At 73.3% G+C, this 18,169-nt stretch carries 18 protein-coding genes and 1 pseudogene; 18 read left to right on the top strand and 1 reads right to left on the bottom strand.

The window, feature by feature from the left end; genetic code table 11:
- The first annotated feature begins 53 nt into the window (after positions 1-53).
- The 3 genes and pseudogenes from IE231_RS16455 to IE231_RS18345 form a co-directional block, all read left to right on the top strand.
- Positions 54-218: a hypothetical protein gene (locus IE231_RS16455; RefSeq protein ID WP_189695085.1), complete on the top strand. Its 165-nt coding sequence runs from the start codon at positions 54-56 to the stop codon at positions 216-218.
- A gap of 149 nt (positions 219-367) precedes the next feature.
- On the top strand, positions 368-682 hold the full coding sequence (locus tag IE231_RS16450; RefSeq protein ID WP_189695084.1) for a histone-like nucleoid-structuring protein Lsr2: 315 nt from the start codon (positions 368-370) through the stop codon (positions 680-682).
- Between the two features lie 104 nt (positions 683-786).
- Positions 787-1,633 (top strand): annotated as a pseudogene (locus IE231_RS18345) (ISL3 family transposase); the annotation flags it as partial.
- 91 nt (positions 1,634-1,724) lie between these two features.
- On the opposite strand, the gene IE231_RS18480 reads toward IE231_RS18345, so the two are convergent.
- Positions 1,725-4,937, bottom strand: a complete 3,213-nt coding sequence (locus tag IE231_RS18480; RefSeq protein WP_189695082.1) for a tetratricopeptide repeat protein — start codon at positions 4,935-4,937, stop codon at positions 1,725-1,727.
- Positions 4,938-5,110: 173 nt separating this feature from the next.
- Between IE231_RS18480 and IE231_RS16435 the strand changes: the two genes are divergently transcribed.
- The 15 genes from IE231_RS16435 to IE231_RS16365 all read left to right on the top strand — a co-directional run bounded on the left by IE231_RS16435 (position 5,111) and on the right by IE231_RS16365 (position 17,922).
- Positions 5,111-5,473 (top strand): DUF5663 domain-containing protein, encoded by a 363-nt coding sequence (locus tag IE231_RS16435; RefSeq protein WP_189695081.1) that lies wholly within the window; start codon positions 5,111-5,113, stop codon positions 5,471-5,473.
- Positions 5,474-5,751: 278 nt separating this feature from the next.
- Positions 5,752-6,651, top strand: coding sequence for a hypothetical protein (locus tag IE231_RS16430; protein WP_189695080.1), 900 nt, complete (start codon positions 5,752-5,754; stop codon positions 6,649-6,651).
- Positions 6,652-6,741: 90 nt separating this feature from the next.
- Entirely contained in the window at positions 6,742-6,978 is a 237-nt protein-coding gene (locus tag IE231_RS16425) for a hypothetical protein (RefSeq protein ID WP_189695079.1), read from the top strand.
- 120 nt (positions 6,979-7,098) lie between these two features.
- Complete coding sequence (locus IE231_RS16420; protein ID WP_189695078.1) at positions 7,099-7,899, top strand: hypothetical protein; 801 nt, start codon at positions 7,099-7,101, stop codon at positions 7,897-7,899.
- A 158-nt stretch (positions 7,900-8,057) separates the two neighbouring features.
- On the top strand, positions 8,058-8,831 hold the full coding sequence (locus tag IE231_RS16415) for a hypothetical protein (protein ID WP_189695077.1): 774 nt from the start codon (positions 8,058-8,060) through the stop codon (positions 8,829-8,831).
- Positions 8,832-9,118: 287 nt separating this feature from the next.
- Complete coding sequence (locus IE231_RS16410; protein ID WP_189695076.1) at positions 9,119-10,372, top strand: OmpA family protein; 1,254 nt, start codon at positions 9,119-9,121, stop codon at positions 10,370-10,372.
- A 103-nt stretch (positions 10,373-10,475) separates the two neighbouring features.
- A complete protein-coding gene (locus IE231_RS16405; protein WP_189695075.1) occupies positions 10,476-10,835 on the top strand; it encodes a hypothetical protein in 360 nt (119 codons plus the stop codon).
- Between the two features lie 367 nt (positions 10,836-11,202).
- A complete protein-coding gene (locus tag IE231_RS16400) occupies positions 11,203-11,586 on the top strand; it encodes a hypothetical protein (RefSeq protein WP_189695074.1) in 384 nt (127 codons plus the stop codon).
- Between the two features lie 51 nt (positions 11,587-11,637).
- Positions 11,638-11,895: a hypothetical protein gene (locus IE231_RS16395; RefSeq protein WP_189695073.1), complete on the top strand. Its 258-nt coding sequence runs from the start codon at positions 11,638-11,640 to the stop codon at positions 11,893-11,895.
- Entirely contained in the window at positions 11,892-12,377 is a 486-nt protein-coding gene (locus IE231_RS16390; protein ID WP_189695072.1) for a hypothetical protein, read from the top strand. The genes IE231_RS16395 and IE231_RS16390 overlap by 4 nt, the downstream gene beginning before the upstream one ends.
- Positions 12,378-12,586: 209 nt before the next feature.
- Complete coding sequence (locus IE231_RS16385; protein WP_189695071.1) at positions 12,587-13,108, top strand: CYTH domain-containing protein; 522 nt, start codon at positions 12,587-12,589, stop codon at positions 13,106-13,108.
- Between the two features lie 149 nt (positions 13,109-13,257).
- Positions 13,258-14,796, top strand: a complete 1,539-nt coding sequence (locus tag IE231_RS16380) for an NYN domain-containing protein (protein ID WP_189695070.1) — start codon at positions 13,258-13,260, stop codon at positions 14,794-14,796.
- A gap of 97 nt (positions 14,797-14,893) precedes the next feature.
- Entirely contained in the window at positions 14,894-15,136 is a 243-nt protein-coding gene (locus IE231_RS16375) for a hypothetical protein (RefSeq protein ID WP_189695069.1), read from the top strand.
- Positions 15,137-15,852: 716 nt separating this feature from the next.
- Entirely contained in the window at positions 15,853-17,508 is a 1,656-nt protein-coding gene (locus IE231_RS16370) for a hypothetical protein (protein ID WP_189695068.1), read from the top strand.
- A gap of 132 nt (positions 17,509-17,640) precedes the next feature.
- Positions 17,641-17,922 (top strand): hypothetical protein, encoded by a 282-nt coding sequence (locus IE231_RS16365; RefSeq protein ID WP_189695067.1) that lies wholly within the window; start codon positions 17,641-17,643, stop codon positions 17,920-17,922.
- Positions 17,923-18,169 lie beyond the last annotated feature (247 nt).

Here is an 18,169-nt window from a genome sequence, read left to right as displayed (position 1 = left end):
CCATCCCGCGCGCCTATGCCTGGGGAACTGCGAACGCACCTACTGTCAGGGGCATGGTCGTCGCCGGGGAACTCGAGGGCCAGACGTCCATCGAGGAGGCACTGGCGGACCTCGGCGAGCCGTGGACGGCCCTGTCGGACCGGTTCATTGGACGCCGGCCAGCCCACGCTCTTCTGAGCCCTCCCCTGCTGTACTCAGGCCGGTTTGCGCCGAGGTGAGGCGCCGTAGCCGGTGATAGGGCCGTCCATTCAGCGCCGTCCCGCGGGTCGTCACTGTCTCGCCCCGCCGTGGCGGTCTGCCGGGCGCGCATTCGGGTCAGCAGAGATGGATGCCGCCCTGAAGCGGGTCCGCTGGTAGGTTCGCAGGCATGGCAAAGACTGTGATCGTCGAAACCGTCGACGACCTCGACGGGTCCCCCGCGGCGGAGACGGTGCGCTTCGCACTCGACGGACGCGCCTACGAGATCGACCTGAGCGCGGACAACGCAGCCCGGCTGCGACAGGGCGTTGCCGAGTTCGTCGCTGCCGCCCGGGGTGACCGGGTGTCACGGCCGCGCCGGACCGTGCTCCAGCCGCAGCAGCGGGTCATCCGCGACTGGGCCACCGCCCGGGGCATCACCGTGAATGCCCGGGGCCGGATCCCGAAGGACATCGTCGAGCAGTACATGGCCGCCGCACACTGACCAAACCCCCGCGGGGCACCGCCCACTCCCCTGGCCCCTGTCGGCCGCCGGGAATCGCGATTACGTCAAGTAGTGCTCTGCTCGAGCGCTACGAGCGCCGCACCGTCCAGGTCGCAGACCGGTGGCACCTCTGGCACGGCCTCGCCGAGGCCGTCGCCAAGGAGGTCGCCGCACACTCGGCGTGCTGGGCGTCGGCGACTGGGCTGCAGGACGGTCCACAGGCCCGCACCACTGTAGATCGCTGGGCCCAGGTGTACGGGCTGCTGGAGAAGGGCGTGGGCCTCATGGACTGTTCCCGCCGGCTCAACCTGTCCCTGAACGCGGTCAAGCGGTATGCCCGCGCGGATGCGCCCGAACGCCTCCGGCGCGTCCCGAAGTACCGGCCCACCCTCGTGGACCCCTACAGGGAGCACCTGCGCGAACGCCGGGCGGCCGAGCCCGCCGTGCCTGTCCAGCAGCTCTTACGCGAGATCCGCGGGCAGGGCACCCAGGGCAGTTCGAACCTGCTGACCCGGTACCTGAATCAGGGACGCGCTGACGACGAGCGCCCGCACCTTTCACCCCGCCGCGCTGCGCGCCTGCTGCTGACCCGGCCGGACAGGCTCACCCCAGGACAGCAGGAACGCCTCGACCATCTCGCCGCGGCCTGCCCCGAGGTCACCGGGGCCTTGGGCCTGATCCAGGCGTTCGCCGCCCTCCTGAAGCCCGACGAGGCCAACGTCGCCGCACTCGAGGAGTGGATCAAGACCGGCCCGCGCGGCGGACCTTCCCCACGTGCACTCCTTCGCCCGTGGCATCGAGCAGGACCGCGACACTGTCGGCGCCGCGTTCACCACCCCACACCACAACGGCAGGACCGAAGGCGTGAACACCCGGACCAAGATGCTCAAGCGCCAGATGTACGGACGAGCTGGCTTCAGACTCCTACGCCGCCGGATCCTCCTCGGCTGAGCGCCGTCAGCCGCCACCACCGAAAGTGCGCCAGAGCCGGTATCAGACAGTCCCCTGGCGGTGACAAGCCACTAAGCGGTTGGTGGTCCTGTTACCAGGTTCGGATGGGGGTGGCGGTGATGTGGGGGCTGGGGTAGGGGGTGGTGGGGAGGTTGAGGATGATTCGGGCTGGTGCGGTGCCGGTGGGGGCGAGTAGGGGTGGGGGTGGTGCGGCGGGCAGGACTGCGGTGGCCACAAGGAGGGTGGTTCCTGCGGCGGTGGCGGCGGGCCCCCCATCGGCGTCTTGTGTGAAGGGGTGGGGTGTGCGGGTGCGGGCGGCTTCTGCGGCCTCGATTCCGAGGGCCCGGGCCGCGTCCACCACCTGGCCGGGGTCAGTTCCTGTTCCGGCTGTCCCGGTGGTGTGGGCGGTGCGGTTGAGGTGGGTCTCGACGGTGTCGGCGATCAGGGCCGGGTTCCCGGTCTCCGCGGCCAGGGCGAACACCAGTGCCAGGGCGTCGGAGGCCTTGGAGGACCAGGCGATGCGTTCGGGCGCTGTGGTGAACTGGAACCGGACTGCGTCCAGGTGCAGGGCCGCGGGCACCGCCATGGCCAGGGCATCGGCGACGGGGATCAGCCCGGTGGCGTGGAGGGCGCTGGCGCAGGCGATGTCTGTGGAGGCCGCCTCCTGGGACAGCCCCTGGGACAGGAATGCCTCCCGTGCTAGCCCGTGGTGCTCCCACGCCTCGACCGGGTTCCCCAGCTTCGCGGACAGCACCGCCAGGCCTTCATGGGCCCGGCCCACACCCACCAGCAGGCCCAGCCCGGTGTAGAGGTCCAAGGCCGCCTGGTATTCGGTGCGGGCCTGCTCCCACCGGCCCGCGTCCCGGTGCAGGGCCCCGAGGTTGTTCCGAACGACTGCCTGTCTCTTGGGCAGGTCCAGGCGGGTGTAGAGGTCCAGGGCCTCCTCGTATTCGGTGCGGGCCTGCTCACACCGGCCCGCGTCCTGGTGCAGGTTCCCGATGTTGTTCCGCACCAGCGCCTGCCTCTCGGGCAGGCCCAGGCGGGTGTAGAGGTCTAGGGCCTCCACGTATTCGGCTTGTGCTTCCTCCCCCCGGCCCGCGGCCTGGTGCAGGGCTCCGAGGTTGTTCCGCACCATCGCCTGGCCCTCGGTCAGGTTCAGGCGGGTGTAGAGGTCCAGGGCCCCTTCGAACTCGGTGCGGGCCTGCTCCCGCCGGCCCGCGTCCCGGTGCAGGTTGGCGAGGTTGTTCCGCACTCTCGCCTGGTCCGCGAGCAGGTCGAGGCGGGTGTAGAGGTCCAGGGCCGCTTCGAACTCGGTGCGGGCTTCCTCCCATCGGCCCGCGTCCCGGTGGAGGGCCCCGAGGTTGTTCCGCACCATCGCCTGATTCTTGGGCAGGCCCAGGCGGGTGTAGAGGTCCAGGGCCTGCTGGTATTCGGTGCGGGCCTGCTCCCAGCGGCCCGCGTCGCTGTGCAGGCCGGCCAGGTTGTTCCGCACCAGCGCCTGCCTCTCGGGCAGGTCCAGGCGGGTGTAGAGGTCCAGGGCCGCCTGGTATTCGGTGCGGGCCCGCTCCCAGCGGCCCGCGTCCTGGTGCAGGCCGGCGAGGTTGTCCCGCACCCTTGCTTGGTCCTCGGGCAGGTCCAGGCGGGTGTAGAGGTCCAGGGCCGCCTCGTACTCGGCCAGTGCTTCCTCCCACCGCCCCGCGGCCTGGTGCAGGGCCCCGAGGTTGTTCCGCACCCTTGCCTGATCCGCGGGCAGGCCCAGGCGGGTATAGAGGTCCAGGCCCTTCTGGAACTCGGTGAGGGCCTGCTCCCACCGGCCCGCGTCCTGGTGCAGGCCGGCGAGGTTGGCCCGCACTGCCGCCTGGTCCGCGGGCAGGTCCAGGCGGGTGTAGAGGTCCAGGGCCGCCTCGAACTCGACCAGCGCTTCCTCCCACCGCCCCGCTGCCTGGTGCAGGGCCCCGAGGTTGTTCCGCACCCACGCCTGATCCGCGGGCAGTGCCAGCTCGATGTAAATGGCGAGGGCCGCCTGGTATTCGGTGCTGGCCTGCTCCCATCGGCCCGCGTCCTGGTGCAGGCCGGCGAGGTTGGTCCGCACCTTCGCCTGCTTCTCGGGCAGGTCGAGGCGGGTGTAGAGGTCCAGGGCCGCCTCGAACTCGGCGAGTGCTTCCTCCCACCGGCCCGCGGCCTGGTGCAGGCCAGCGATGTTGGTCCGCACCCACGCCTGCTTCTCGGGCAGGCCGAGGCGGGTGTAGAGGTCCAGGGCCGCCTCGAACTCGGTGCGGGCTTCCTCCCACCGGCCCGCGTCACTGTGCAGGGCCCCGAGGTTGTTCCGCACCCGCGCCTCCTTCTCGGGCAGGCCCAGCTCGATGTAAATGGCGAGGGCCGCCTCGTACTCGGCCAGTGCTTCCTCCCACCGGCCTGCGGCCCGGTGCAGGCCGGCGAGGTTGTTCCGCACCATCGCCTGATCCTTGGGCAGGTCCAGGCGGGTGTAGAGGTCCAGGGCCTCCTCGTATTCGGCCAGTGCTTCCTCCCACCGGCCTGCGGCCCGGTGCAGGCCGGCGAGGTTGTTCCGCATCATCGCCTGGCCCTTGGGAAGGTCCAGGCCGGTGTAGAGGTCCAAGGCTGCCTGGTATTCGGTGCGGGCTTCCTCCCAGCGGCCCGCGTCCTGGTGCAGGCCGGCGAGGTTGTTCCGCACCATCGCCTGCTCCTCGGCCAGGCCCAGCTCGGTGTAGATGTCCAGGGCGGCCTGGTATTCGGTGCGGGCCTGCTCCCACCGCCCCGCGTCCCGGTGCAGGACGGCGAGGTTGTTCCGCACCAGCGCCTGGTCCTTGGGCAGGTCCAGGCGGGTGTAGAGGCCAAGTGCCTCCTCGAACTCCGTGCGGGCTTCCTCCCACCGGCCTGCGTCCCGGTGCAGGGCGGCGAGGTTGTTCCGCACCTTCGCCTGGTCTGCGGGCAGGTCCAGGCGGGTGTAGAGGTCCAGGGACGCCTCGAACTCGGCCAGTGCTTCCTCCCACCGGCCCGCGGCCCGGTGCAGAGCGGCGAGGTTGTTCCGCACCCTCGCCTGATCCTCGGCGAGGCCCAGCTCGGTGTAGATGGATAGGGCGGCCTGGTATTCGGTACGGGCCTGCTCCCACCGGCCCGCGTCCTGGTGCTGGAGGGCGAGGTGGTTCCGCTGTGCCGCCTTGAGCTGGCGGCGCAGGGCCTTGCTGTCCCGGGCGCCGCGGCGGATGGCGTTCAGGATCGCCTCCACACGGCGGAGGGGTGCCAGCGGCCAGGAGCGGCTGTGATCCTTCAGTCTGTCTCGCACGCCCATTCCCCTCCCGGCATCCAGGCACCGCCAGCACCCGGCCATCCGGCCAGCACCTTCAGCGTCTCTGCACAAGCCTAGAGGAACCACCTGCCACTCTCCCGCGGCCGCCGGAGATGCCTGTTGGGGGTGTTGGAACGGTTCGAACTGGTGCAGTGGAGAGGATTTCTGTGATGGATGGCCTGGATGCGGTTCCTGGGTTCCTGGTGGAGGGCCTGCGGGGGATCCCCGCGGCCGCGGCGCTTCCCGCGGCTGATTTCGCTGGGCTTGCCCTGCGGGTGCATGAGGAGCTCGAGATGCGGGTCGGGGGCCGGCTGATGGCCGGCCTGTCCGGCGCGCAGCTCGATGAGTTCGACGCCGTGACGGAGTACGAGAACACCCACCCGGGGGACTTCGGGGAGGGCAAGGGCCCGGCGATGGCGTGGATGGAGGCCAACCGGCCCGGCTGGCGGCAGATCGCCCAGGAGGAGACCGACCGGATCCTCGCCCAGACCCGCCAGGCCCTCCACCACACCCCGGACAGCACCCCTTCCTGAGCGGGCCCGGGCCCGCTGGCCCGGGGGCAGAAGGGCCCCCTCCCCCTCGACCCCTCCGGGCGTGCGAGGGGCGGGTGCCCTGCCGGCACCGCCTCGCCCCCCGTGGCCGCTGCCCGTCGGGCTGGCGTCCTCCTCGGGGGCCCAGACGCTCACGCGCCCCCGGCGCCGTTTGCTGCGGTGGGTTTGGTGTGGGGGCGGAAATTCCTGTGGTGGGTGCGGGCCGGTGTGGTCCGTGCGTGAGCGGGTCCCGATGGGGTCCTCGAGAAGGGATTGTTGTGATGTCTGATGTGTTCGATGCCCCCGCCGGGGCCTCCGGGGGTGCCCGGCCGCCGGGTGCTGCCGGGCCGGGTGCGCGGGTGCGGTCGGGGAAGGGTTTGGAGCTGGCGGGGTGGGACCGGGCCCGGTGGCGGGTGGCGGTCGGAGCGGCTCTGGCCGGGATCGTGGTGTGCGGGGCGGGTGAGGCGGTGACCGCGCAGGCGGCCCTGCTGCCGGTCACCCGGTACGCGGCCCTGGCGTGGCTGCTGTCGGTGGCCGCGGTCGCCGCAGCGAACCTGGCCGCGTGGGCCGCGGGCGCCCAGTCGCATGCGAGCCGGGCCACCGCGGTGGCCCTGGCCGCGGCCTGGGCCGCGGTCGGGGGGACCCTGTTCTGGCTGCGGATCCAGCACTCGAAGATGACCCCGCCGGCGGTCGGGTTCGGCACGGGCCAGGCCCAGCTGGACGCCGCGGCCGCGACCGCGGCGGCCAACGACCAGCTCCAGGCCTTCATGCTCCTGGCCCTGTTCGTCCTGGGCGGGCTGCTGGCCGCGGTCAAGGCCCGCACCCTCACCGACCCGGCCCTGCTGGCCCACATCAAGGCCAGGGAGGCCGCCGCGGCGGCGCGGGCCGTCTGGGCCAGGGCCGACGCCGAGTACGCCCAGGCCGCGTCCCAGCACGCCAAGCGCCTGGCCGAGATCGACGACGTGGACACCGACCTGGACGCCCAGAAGCACGCGATCGCCCACGCGATCCAGCAGGCCAAGGAACACGCCCGCACCCGCATCGCCGAACTCCTGGCCCACCCCGAGCACACCAGCGGCATCCACACCCCCACCACCCCCACCCACAACCACCCCAACACCCACCGCACCGCGGGCCCCGCCCCCACCACCCCAACTGACCCCGACACCGACAACCCCTGACCCCCACACCAAGGGGACCCCACACCACCCCACTCCGGGGTGGTGCGGGCCCCCGCGTTGGATCGGGGCTCCCGCTGGAAGGAGAGCATCATGGCATCCCACCACCACAACCACCACGGCCGCGGCAACAGCCGCGCCCTCAGGGGCGCGTCCGGCCGGGACGTCGGGGGGCCGGCGTGCCGGCACTGCGGGTCCCCCACCGCGCTGTGCCCGCTCGGGGAGGACTGCCCGGGCACCCGCGTCACCGGGGCCCCGCGCCCGTGCAGCCGCTGCCACCACGGCCTCACGTGTCCGGTCCACGGGCGGAACTGGGCCGGCACCCTCTGAGCATTCCCGGGAGACCCTCAGGTGGTTCCCCGGGCCCGTCCGCACCTGGGGGCGGGCGGAAATCCCTGACCCGCGTGACGCCCCGACATGGGGCCCTGAACCAAGGAAGGAAGGTCGTGTATGTCCGAGAACAGCAAGGGCGCCCGGTCCGGGCGTGATCCCCTAGAGGGGATCGACTTCTACCTCCGGTCCCCGGAGGCACCGACCCGGTACACGCTCTGCGACCGGCTCGCCGACCGGCGGGCCGGCCGCCGGGAGGTCGGGTCCCTCTCCAAGGCCCAGGCCGCCGAGCATGCCCCGGGTGACCCGCTGCCGCCCCTGACCCCGTGGGCGAACGCGGTCCTGTCCCGGGCCGGGCAGGTCGCGGCCAAGGAGCGCACGGTCCTTGAGGCCGTGCTCGACCCCGCCCGGCAGGAGACCACCCGCCTGGCCCACGCCGCCGCGGCAGCCGACGCCGCAGCCGCGGCCGCCGAGGCCGAGGCCGAGGACGCCGACGCCGCCGCGGAGGACGCAGCCGCGGCCGGGCCGGCCAGCCCGGAACCCTCCGGTGCGGCCGAGGCCTACGACAGCCTCGAGGTCCGCAAGGGCCGCCGCGCCGCCGCCCACCGGGCACTGGTCGGCTCCCACCGTGCCCGCGCCGCAGCGGCCCGGGCCCGGGCCGCTGCCTCCCGGGAGGCCGCCGCCGCCGCGAGGGCGCAGGCTGACGTGCTGGCCACCCGGGCCGAGAACGCCGCCGCCGTGCTGGCCACCCGGCTCCAGGAGCACGCCGCCCACACCCGCCGCCGCCTGAACGCCTACGCCCGCCCGATCGCCCGCGCCCACCCCGACGCGGCCATCCTCCCCGCCCTCGCCCACGCCACCGGCGTGCACGAGGGCGGGGCCGCCGGCCCGGCCGCCGCGCCGCGCCTGCACGCCCTCTGACCACCCGACGGCCCACCGTCCCTTCCTGCCCCGCGCAGTCCCGGCGGGGCAGGAAGGGACGGTGGGCGAAGGAAGGTGGGCGGAAATCCCTGAACCGGCTGCAGCGCCCCGGCCGGGGACCCCCGGCCGGGCACCCTGAACCAGGAAGGAAACGCATCATGAGACTGTTCTCCTCGCTGCGCGAGGCCCTGCGCAGCCGGCGGCGCAGGGCCGCCGTGGCCACCCACCGCGAGGCCCTGGAGGGCCTCCAGTCCCGCCCCGCCTACGACCTGGACCCCGCGGGCCGGCTCAACCGGGACCTGGACACCGACCTCTTCCACGCCCTCCCCCACCCGCAGCTGGCCCCGGTGCCCGCTGTGGCGGACCTGCTCGCCGAGACGACCCGGCGCGTGGACGACCTCCACGCCGCCGGGGCCCTGGACGAGGGCTCCTACACGGTCCTGGACCACTACCTCGACGCCGCCCACCACACCATGGACACCGCCGCGGACCGGCACGCCCGCTCCCAGCTGGACTTCCTCCGCCGGGCCGAGACCAACGAGGACCGCACCCACCGCGAGACCTGGGACGCCCTCGCCCACGCCAGCGCGGACCTCGAGGACGCCGAGGCGCACCTCGCCCACGCCCGCACGGCACTCACCGGCACCCCCGCCCGGGCCCGCACCACCATCGTGGAGGCCCGGCCGGCCCCCGCACGGACCCCCGCCCCGGGGACCGCCCAGGAGCACCGCACCGCCCCACCCGCCCAGGCACCCACGGAACCCAGCCACGCCCAGGACCCCGCCCAGGCTAAGGAGGCCGGCCAGGCCGCCGCTGGAGAAGCCACCCCAGCCCCCGGAGCCGAGGACCCCCCGGCCCCCGCCGACGCCACCGCCGCGGCGGAGGACCCGACTGCTGCTGAGGACCCGGGCCGCGGCCGCTCCGCCGCCTGACCGCCACGGGGCGGCCCCGCGCCCCGCGCCCCGTGGCCCCCAGTGCTTCACCGGCAAGCGCGCATGGCACCCCGGACGGGGCGCCCCCACCAACCTTGGGGGTGGCCCCGTCGCGCATGGCCGGGCCAAGCGCGGCACGCAGCGCCTGGCGGGCTCCCGGGGCGTCGGGCCCAGCCCCGGCGCCCCGGCAGGCTCGGGCGGAAATCCCTGAGCCTGCTGCCGGGCCCCGGCTTCATGCCGTGACCCCGCCCAACACACCACCCCCTTTTTTGGAAGGAGCTGTCCTGATGATGTCCCCTGTTCCGATCCCCGCCGCCGGCGGGACCCCGCCCCGGCGGCGGTTCCGCGCGCCGGCGGCTGCCGCGTCGGCGCTGGCCGCCGCCGCGGCGATGCTCACCGGGTGCGGTGCCCCCGCCCCCGCCTCGGCCCAGTCCGCCGGGTGCGCCCCGGCCCCGAGCGCGCTGGCGATCGTGGTCGCCGTGCACGCCGACGCCGCCCCGGGCATCCCGGCCGAGGCCGGATGCCTGGTCAACGCCGCGCTGGAGGCCGACGCCCCGATCAGCGTCGTGGCCGAGGACGGTGCCCCGTACGCGGTCCTGACCCGGCACGCCTACGGCATCGTGCCCGGCAGCGACACCCACGACGGGGACCTGGACAAGGCCCGCACGGACCTGATCCGCACCGTCACCACCGCCGCTGCCCGCACGGACGGGGACAACGCCCTTGCCGCCCTGGCCCTGGCCGGCCAGCTCACCGCCCGCACCGACGGGGCCACCGCCGGCCCGGCGTGGTCCCCGGCCGTGGTCGTCGTCTCCCCCGGCCTGCCCGACACCGGGAAGCTGGACCTGACGGTGGCCTCCATGGCCACCGCCCCGGCCGGGGAGGTCGCCGACGCCGTCACGGCGGCCAAGGCCGTCCCCGCCCTGCCCGGCACCCGGGTGCTGTGGGCCGGGCTCGGGCAGGCCGCCGGGGCCCAGCAGCCCCTCCCGGCCGCCCAGGCGGGGAACTACCAGGCCATCTGGGAAGCCGTCCTGGCCAAGGCCGGCGCGGCCGCGCAGATCATCCCCGGGCCCGTCTCCGGGGCCGGGACCCCCAACAGCGCCGGCCACGCCATCCGCCCCGTCCCGCCGATCGCCCAGGCCCCGGTCGACCTGCCCCGGGCCGGGGGCACCGCGGTCTACCCGAACACCTCCGCCCTGGGATTCCGGCCCGACAGCACCGATCTGCGCGACCCGGCCGCGGCGGCCACCGCCGCCGCGGCCCTGGCCGCCTGGCTCACCGCGGACCCCCACCGCACCCTCACCGTCACCGGCACCACCGCGGACACCGGCACCCCCCAGGCCCAGCACGACCTCGCCCTCGCCCGGGCCCAGGCCATCGCCGCCCTCATCACCGCCCGGGGCCCCGACCCGGCCCGCATCACCACCGCCGGGGCAGGCCACGACTTCCCCGGATACACCCCCGACCACTCCCCCGACGGAACCCTGGACCCCGCCAGGGCCGAGGCCAACCGCACCGTCCGCATCACCCTGACCCCCTGAACCGCACGCCTCTTCGGGGCGGGAGCCGCTGGCCTCCCGCCCGGGGAGGGGGGAAACGCGGACAGGGGCAGGCTGCCTGACCGAGAAGGAAACACGCCGCGCCATGACCGCCGCCCAGACGCGGGGCCCCTGGGCCTGGGGCCCCGAGCACACCCCCGCCCTCGCCCGGGCCATCCTCGCCCACCCCGCCACCGCACACCTGCCCCCCTACGCGGCCACCGACCTGATCCACGCCGCCGGCCACGACCTCCGCCGCCGCACCGGGCACGGCACCGGCCCCGGCACCGCCACAGACCAGATCCTGCGGGAGATCGCCCACGGGCCCTACCAGTACCTCCTGGACCACACCCTCCCGGCCACGGCCCCGGACCGGGCGGCGGAAACCCCTGAGCACACTGCCGGGCCGGGCCCGCCCCGCCATTGGGGGCAGGACGGACCCGGCCCGGCACCCCCGGAAGGCTGAAACCCAGCCCACCCGGGGCCACCCACAGCCCGCCGGCCACGACGCGGGGCACCACACCCCCTGGCCGGCGGGCCCGCCCAAGGCACCCACAAGACCCCGAGAGGAGGAAACACCATGGCCAAATGCCGCAAGTGCGGGAAGCTCACCACTTCCTGCGCCAGCTGCAACGGGGGCAAGAACCTCAGCAACGCCCTCGGCAGGCTCACCTGCTCCACCTGCGCAAGCACCGGGCAGGTCTGCCCCGACCACGGCAAGCACTGGAACTAGCCCGCCGTCACCCCCTCCGGCCCGCCCCGCCACGGGGCGGGCCGGACGGGGACACCCCACCACCCGCAAACCCCGACCCCTGAGAAGGAAGCAACCCGACATGGCCGACTGGAACGACGTGCTCACCGTCCTGACCCACGACCCCGACATCCGGCACTGGGAGCCCTTCCCCGGCGCTGCCCGCACCGCCACGGCGACCGCGGCCCCCCACGGACACCCCGAGGCGACCCTGATCCTGGACAACACCGCCAACGACCTCTGGCTCCAGATCCTCTCCCCTGCCTCCCCCACCTCCGACGGGCCCACCTGGGAAGCCGCCGGCTGGTTCCTGCGCGACCTCCCCGCCGTCGGCCTGGCCCAGATCGGCGACGGCATCGCCATCCGCCACGCCATCCTCCTGCCCCACGCCACCATCCACGCCATCACCAACGGCATCGCACTGACCGCCATCGCCGCCGCGGCCCTGGCCAACCCCGCCCACTAGAACCCGCCGGCCGAACCGCCGCCGGCCCTGCCCCGGAAAGGACCAAGCACCATGCCCGGCCCCCTCTCCTACAGCCTCACCGGATACCGCCCCCACCGGCCCCGGCGCGCCCTGGCCGCCGTGGCCCTCGCAGCGGCCCTGGCCGCCGGCGCCGCCGCGGGGTGGGGCGCCCGCGAGCTCACCGCCGGTCCCGGCCCCGCCGCGCCGACCACCACGACCACCCAAGCCCCCTCCCCCGCCGGGAGCCCCCCGACCGCCCCGGCACCGGGAGCCCAGCCACCGGCACCAGCCCCAGGAACCCGCACATGAGCCACCGCACCCTCCCCCACGACCCGCTCGGACTCGGAACGGCCATCGAAGCCCTCCCCGAGGCCGCCCACACCCGGCCAGGGGACCTCCTCGCCCTCTACCGGGCCGCCTACACCGCCCTGTGCGCCGACCTCGCCGAAGCCCTCACACACCGCGTCACCCCCGCGCAGCTGGCCGAATACGCCGCCGCCGCCCGCTACCAGCACCACCACCCCGGCACCGGCCAGCACACCCGCGCCTGGATCACCGCCAACCTCCCGCCCCACGCCGCCCGGATCGCCGCAGCCTGCACCAGCACCGCCGCCGCCCGTGCCCGGCAGGAACTCCAGGGGCGAGCCCCCGCACCCGGGACCGAACACGGCGGCACGCCCGCGTCCGCCCGGCGCGACCGCCAAGGACGGGAGCCGGGCCCAGCACGCCCCCGGACCCGGGCCTGCCCCGCAGCCGGCGCGAGAGGGCCTGACAGCCCATCCCCGCACTGACCAAGGCCGGGCTCCCCTGCCTTCCGGCCCGGCGCGAAGGGGAGGACCCCCCGGGGTGGCGGCCGGCACTGATACGGGCCCAGGCCGCCCGCCCCCCTTTGCAGGCAGGGCCGCTCTCCTGCCCGGCATCATCCGGCGACGGGGACCGGGCGCATTAGAGTGGGCTGCAACCGGAGGTATGCCCGGGCGGCGGCGAGTTTGGGGGAAGCATGGGACTGGAGCTGGAGTACACCTTCCTTGCCGCACGCATCCCCGAGGAGGCCCGGGCCGCGCCGCCGGTCCGCATCGTCGATGTGTACATCCCCGAGAAGGGCCCGGCCCACCCCCGGCTCAGGGCCCGGCAGGCCGGGCAGAGGTTCGAGCTGACCAAGAAGACCCGGCTGGCGCAGGATGATGCCTCTGCCCTCCGCGAGGAGACCATCGAACTCGACGAGGGGGAGTTCGCCGCCCTGACCGCCTCAAACGCCCGGCGCGTCGTCAAGGACCGCCACACCGTGACGCTCGAGGGGTTCCCCGCCGAGGTCGACGTCTTCGCCGAACGCCTGGCAGGGCTGGTCCTGATCGACTTCGAGTTCCCCCACGAGGCCGCACGGGCCTCCTTCCGGCCCCCCGCGGTGTGCCTGGCGGACGTGACGCAGGAGGACTTCCTCGCCGGCGGCGTCCTGGCGGGGAAATCCTTCGCCGACATCGCCCCCGGGCTGGAGCGGCTCGGCTACGCCCCGCTCCGCTGAGGCCAGGCAGCCGCCCGGGCGAGGGAATCCCGGATAGGCTGCCCGACGAGGACCCGGCGAGGCCCGGAAGGCGGCGGCGCCGCTGCAGGCAGGGCGCCGCCGCCGCCGGGGCGGCCGCGGACGGAAGCGTGGACGGAAGGGGTGTGCAGGTGGCAGACGGGGCACCGCCGCGGCGGAACGTGGCGATCTTCCTGGACATGGAGAACCTGTTCGGCGGGTACTCCAATGACGTGACCACGGTCAGGATCGGCGAGGTCGTGCGCGGGATCGAGAAGATCGTCCGCGAGGGCGGCGTGGGGTCCCTGACCGCCTCGGTGCGGGCCTATGCGAACTGGGGCCGGGCCGACATGGGCGCCTACCGGCGCGAGATGCTCGAGCACGGGGTCGAGCCCGTCCAGGTGTTCTCCTTCGGCAAGAACGTGAAGAACGCCGCCGACATCGAGCTCTGCGTCGACGTCCTCGCAGCCGCCCACGAATGCCCGTGGATCGAGGTCTTCGTGGTCGTCAGCGGCGACGGCGGATTCGTCCCGCTCATCAGGCGCCTGCACTATCTGGACAAGTACGCCATCGTCGTGTCCACGAACGGCCCCAGCTCGGGGTCCGTGAACAGCCTCCTGGCATCCGTCGCCGACGAGTACCACCGGATCGACGTGGGCCCGCAGGGATCCCGCCCCGAAAACCCGCCCGCCGCGCAGGAGGGCCCCGAACCCGGCCAGGGACCCGCGCAGGCCCTGCCGGCATTCGAGGAGTTCGAGGCGGAGGCCCGCAGGCTGCTGGAGGGGGACGGGCAGCTGCGGATCGCGGGCCGGGTCAACGCGGCAGCCCTCGGGGCGGCCCTGCGCCAGCAGTGGCCCGGGATCGACTACACGGCCTATGGATTCCGGAACCTCAAGTCCTTCGTGGAGGCCCACCTCGGCCTTCCCGTGCACTCCCCGGCAGCGAGCGAGCGGAACGGGGCGGACCGCCGCCCCCCGGGGCAGGCGTCCCCCGCGGTGAGCGCGCCGCCGGCTGAGGTCACCGGCCGCCCCGGCTATGTCGCCGCGGTCCGGGCCCTGTTCTCCGAGGACGGCCCTCTCGCCGCGGAAGCGCACGCCCGCGGCGCCCTGCCCCTGACAGTCGTCGGGACGAGGCTGCGCGAGCAGATCAGCGGACCCCCCTACACCGCGCTCGGCTACCCCAAGCTCACGGCGCTGCTGCAGAACGCCCTCTCCACCACCGGCTACGCGGTGTTCCCCACCGCAGACGGCCCGGTCGTCGCCCGGCGGGGCACCCGCGACGGCCAGCCCGTGCCGGACCTGACCGATGACGCGCTGGCCGCCCCGGAGGCGGTGCGCGCCGCGCTGGGAACCTGCGAGCCGCCCGTGGTGTACCCGGAGCCATTCGTCCTGACCGAAGTCATCCAGGCCTGCCTGAGCCTCGGACGCCCCGCCGGAGTCCCCGAACTCATCGAGTACGCCGCCGACCAATGCCCAGGGGTGCGCGCCGAGACGATCCGCTTCACACTCGGACTGCTCTGGGCCTCCCAGGTCCTCGACGACACCGGCGACGGCACCGGGCAGATCCACCTCAACCCAGCCATCACCACCGTCGCATCAGCACTCCGCCACGTCCACGACGACGCCGAGCAGCGCGCAGCACGCATCGACTGGCCCGTCACCCGCACCCAGCTCGAGGACATCCTCTACTAACGGCACAGCCCCCTCAGACGGCCCCGGACAAGCCGGCCCCGGGGACGGAAATCCCTCTCCCCTACGCCGCCCACGGCCAGAGAGAGGACACACCACCATGCGCCCGGCAACCGTGCACAACCCCTTCGGACCCGTCAACCCGAACCGCGCCCCCGAACCGGCCCCCTGGGACGGCCCCACGGACCTCGACGCCGCCCTCCACGCCATCCCCGCCGTCGCCGCACTCAACCCCGAGGCCTACACGACCCTGCGCACCGGCGCAGCAGACCACCTCCACACCCGGACCACCCGCACCGCCTTCGCCGAATACATCACCCACGCCCTCACAACACTCCACTGACACACCCCCGGCCGCCGCCACACCAGCCCACGGCCCCGGCCACTGGCACCACACCGCACGCACCGGCACAACCAGCCCGCCACGGGCCAGCCCCGGCCCAAACGGCCCAAGCCGTTCCCCGACCGGGGCACCATCACCCCGCCTTCCCTCCTGCACCATCCGGGCCGGACAGCACAGCGAATGAACCGAAAGCGGCATCGCCGCACCCGCCCGCCCCTCCCCCGCCGGGCCAGGTCCGCTCCTGTGGCCTCGATCCCGAGAGGCCAGGCCGGCGCGCACGGCCTATTCCTGCTCGCCTACGCCCTCGTCGATGAAGCCGCGTCCTCCCACGACACGCCTCCCGGCCCGGCGCGGCCACTGTAGGATCCGATGTCTGAGGACATGAACCGCCACCGTAGGCGATCTCGGCAGGGGGGAAGCCAATGCCGTCTGCAGGGAGACCGGGGGCAGCAGCAGGGAAGCCCTACAAGGCGATCTCGCTGGCCACCGTCGATATAGTCGCCCGAGCCCTGGGTGCAGCGCAGTGCGGGCCCTCCGCCAAGGCCCCAGCCGAAAGGACGTTCTACGGTCCGCCCGCAGCGGGGCCGGGAACCCTCGGGACCATCCTGGACAGGGCGAACAGCCTAACGGAAGACGCCCCTCAGGAGGCGCTGGAAGCACTTCGTGCGGCCGAACGACAGCCACCCGTGCCGGGATCAGCCACAGCGATAGCACTCATGAAGGCGACCGCGCTGCTGAAGCTGTCCCAGTTCGCACCCGCGCACAGCGAACTCGACAGCCTGGAGCCATTCGATTCGCTGCGCACCGCCGACGCAGCCAGGGCATGGTGCGTTCGCGGCCGATTGGCACAGGCCCAGGGCCGCCAGACGAGGGCGCTCTCCTGCTACGAGCACTCCATGCGGTTCAGGGAGGTCTCATCCGCCCACAGTGCCGGACTTGCCGCCTACCTGCTGAACGACGCCAACGAGACCTTGGAGGCGCTGGCCAAGGCAGACTCCGCGCTGGAAGTCGCCCGGCTGCACGGACAGGCCGACTGGACGGGCGAGATGCTGCTGCTCAAGGCCCGCATCCTTGCCGGGCTCGGACGGCATCACGACGCCTCGGCATGCCTTGCCGAGGTGGACCGGATGGTCGCAGGCGGAAGCCTGAGGACCGATACTGCTGCATACCTGAAGGCGCGTTCGTCAGCCGAAACCGCTGTCAGGCGGTTCCAGCCAGGACTCTCGACAGCTGTGGAAGCCCTCGGCGCGTCCGACGGCAGCGGCGCTGCAGCCTTTGCCGCGGCCACGGCAGCGTGGCACTCCGGCCAGCTTGCCGTAGCCGCCTACGCCTACAATGCGGCCGCGACAGCTGCCCAGAGCGAGGGGGATCCGGTCGCCCAAGCGAATGCGTATGTCCATGCCGCCGCCGTGTTCCAGCAAGTCGAGCAGTGGGACGATGCTCTCTCCTTCCTCACCTCTGCGGAGAAACTGGTGAAGGGGTCGACGCCCTCGTACAAGGAGCGCACGCTCCGGGATCTGCGGCTCGAGATCCGCTGGGTCCAGGCCCAGTCGCTGGACCCGGGAAAAGCCTTGATCTGGCTTCGCGACACCTTTTCGAACACGGGGCTGCCCGCGGGGCGGGCGGTCGACTTCAAGCTCCGGCTCGGCAGAATCAGCATCCGCGCTGACAAGCACCATGAAGCCGCCCGCTGGTTCGGCCTCGCCTCCGAGCAGGCCCGGGAGGCTGGCCTCGCGGCAACAGCCGAGTTCGCCAGAGGGCTCGAGACCATCTACAGGGAACACCCTGTGATCGACTGGACTGCCCTGCTGACCTCCATCACCTGGCTCCGCGAATCAGGAGACAGCGGCCACGCAGACAATCTCCTCGGCTCAGCCATGTGGACCCAAACCATGCGGCACGCCACCATGCCGCCGCAGATCATCGACCACGGGGCCGCCCATGCCATGCACACGCTAGCCGAGGGCAACCAGTTCACCGACCCCAGCGCCCGCGCCGCACACCGGCACAACACGAATCTCGACCCGTACGGCCTCGCACTCGATAGTGCCGCCCTGTCAGGCCGGGCAGGGACCTTCGCCGATCTGGTCGACTACGCCATCTGCGCGCACAGCCACACCGAGGGACTCCTCAGTCACCGCCCCAGCGGGATCACATTCCGCTTCGATGCGGGGAACGGCCCGATGACAGTCGGCCCGCAGGGTGCGGCACCGGAACACCAGGCGGCGCTGCGCTCAAGTGCCCTCCCCGCCCACCCGCCACCGGCCCTGGTCAAGGGCCTGCGGCAGGGCCCAGTCTGCGTCCAGGCCAGCTATGAAGATCTCGTCGGCGAGCCCCTGCGCTCCACGGAGAACGCCGTCCGCCTCTGGTAGCGAAAGCACCCCGGGGGCGGCTCGCCCACGGTAACACCACCGCGACGCACGTGTGACTCCGGCGGGCGGAAATCCCTCTGGCGGGTGATGCCGCCCCGCTTCGGCGGCGGCCCCGATGGAATGGAGTACCGCATGGCAGGGCGCAAACCGTCCAGCCTCAGCCGCTACACGGTCCTACAGGCCGATGAAGCCTATCCGCTCTTCGCAGCGGCATCCGCGGCGGGGAGCACGTTCGAACTCGATCTGGCCTGCCCGGACCACGTCCTGCACGTCACCGTCAAACCCAACGGCGTCCACGATGATGACGGCGAGCTGCGGATCATGGGCCGCACGGAGGACGGGTCGCTGCTCAACGTCATCCTTGGCCTCGACCGCCGCGCCGAGCGCGCCATCCTGGCCACCTTCACCGACTGACTCCGCTCCCAGCGCGAGCCCCCGTGTCCGTGGACATGATTCCCCAGGGAAGGGTCTTTCTCACCAGACACGGACGGGGCCGCCCACCCACGAATCCCCAGCAGGCCGGACTTCAGCCATCACTCCCCACGCCCCTCCGCGCGGCACTCAAGCAGACTTCCCGGCCCCGCTGTCCGTGTGGGGACTGTCAATTTTTCGGTGTAAGTGGGTTGTGATTGTCGGGTCAGCGGCGGGCTGCGGAGAGCCG

This window comes from Sinomonas cellulolyticus, from assembly GCF_014656475.1.
Lineage (GTDB): Bacteria > Actinomycetota > Actinomycetes > Actinomycetales > Micrococcaceae > Sinomonas > Sinomonas cellulolyticus.
Note: the sequence above shows the minus strand (reverse complement) of the source record. Positions and strands in the feature narration are given on the sequence as shown.

Bases quoted from the DNA above. Each gene is read 5' to 3' on its own strand.
- IE231_RS16425 (WP_189695079.1), top strand. From the start codon at position 6,742: ATGGCATCCCACCACCACAACCACCACGGCCGCGGCAACAGCCGCGCC.
- IE231_RS16385 (WP_189695071.1), top strand. From the start codon at position 12,587: ATGGGACTGGAGCTGGAGTACACCTTCCTTGCCGCACGCATCCCCGAG.
- IE231_RS16410 (WP_189695076.1), top strand. From the start codon at position 9,119: ATGATGTCCCCTGTTCCGATCCCCGCCGCCGGCGGGACCCCGCCCCGG.
- IE231_RS16415 (WP_189695077.1), top strand. From the start codon at position 8,058: ATGAGACTGTTCTCCTCGCTGCGCGAGGCCCTGCGCAGCCGGCGGCGC.
- IE231_RS16420 (WP_189695078.1), top strand. From the start codon at position 7,099: ATGTCCGAGAACAGCAAGGGCGCCCGGTCCGGGCGTGATCCCCTAGAG.
- IE231_RS16395 (WP_189695073.1), top strand. From the start codon at position 11,638: ATGCCCGGCCCCCTCTCCTACAGCCTCACCGGATACCGCCCCCACCGG.
- IE231_RS16400 (WP_189695074.1), top strand. From the start codon at position 11,203: ATGGCCGACTGGAACGACGTGCTCACCGTCCTGACCCACGACCCCGAC.
- IE231_RS16455 (WP_189695085.1), top strand. From the start codon at position 54: ATGGTCGTCGCCGGGGAACTCGAGGGCCAGACGTCCATCGAGGAGGCA.
- IE231_RS16430 (WP_189695080.1), top strand. From the start codon at position 5,752: ATGTCTGATGTGTTCGATGCCCCCGCCGGGGCCTCCGGGGGTGCCCGG.
- IE231_RS16390 (WP_189695072.1), top strand. From the start codon at position 11,892: ATGAGCCACCGCACCCTCCCCCACGACCCGCTCGGACTCGGAACGGCC.
- IE231_RS16375 (WP_189695069.1), top strand. From the start codon at position 14,894: ATGCGCCCGGCAACCGTGCACAACCCCTTCGGACCCGTCAACCCGAAC.
- IE231_RS16370 (WP_189695068.1), top strand. From the start codon at position 15,853: ATGAAGGCGACCGCGCTGCTGAAGCTGTCCCAGTTCGCACCCGCGCAC.
- IE231_RS16435 (WP_189695081.1), top strand. From the start codon at position 5,111: ATGGATGGCCTGGATGCGGTTCCTGGGTTCCTGGTGGAGGGCCTGCGG.
- IE231_RS16365 (WP_189695067.1), top strand. From the start codon at position 17,641: ATGGCAGGGCGCAAACCGTCCAGCCTCAGCCGCTACACGGTCCTACAG.
- IE231_RS16405 (WP_189695075.1), top strand. From the start codon at position 10,476: ATGACCGCCGCCCAGACGCGGGGCCCCTGGGCCTGGGGCCCCGAGCAC.
- IE231_RS16450 (WP_189695084.1), top strand. From the start codon at position 368: ATGGCAAAGACTGTGATCGTCGAAACCGTCGACGACCTCGACGGGTCC.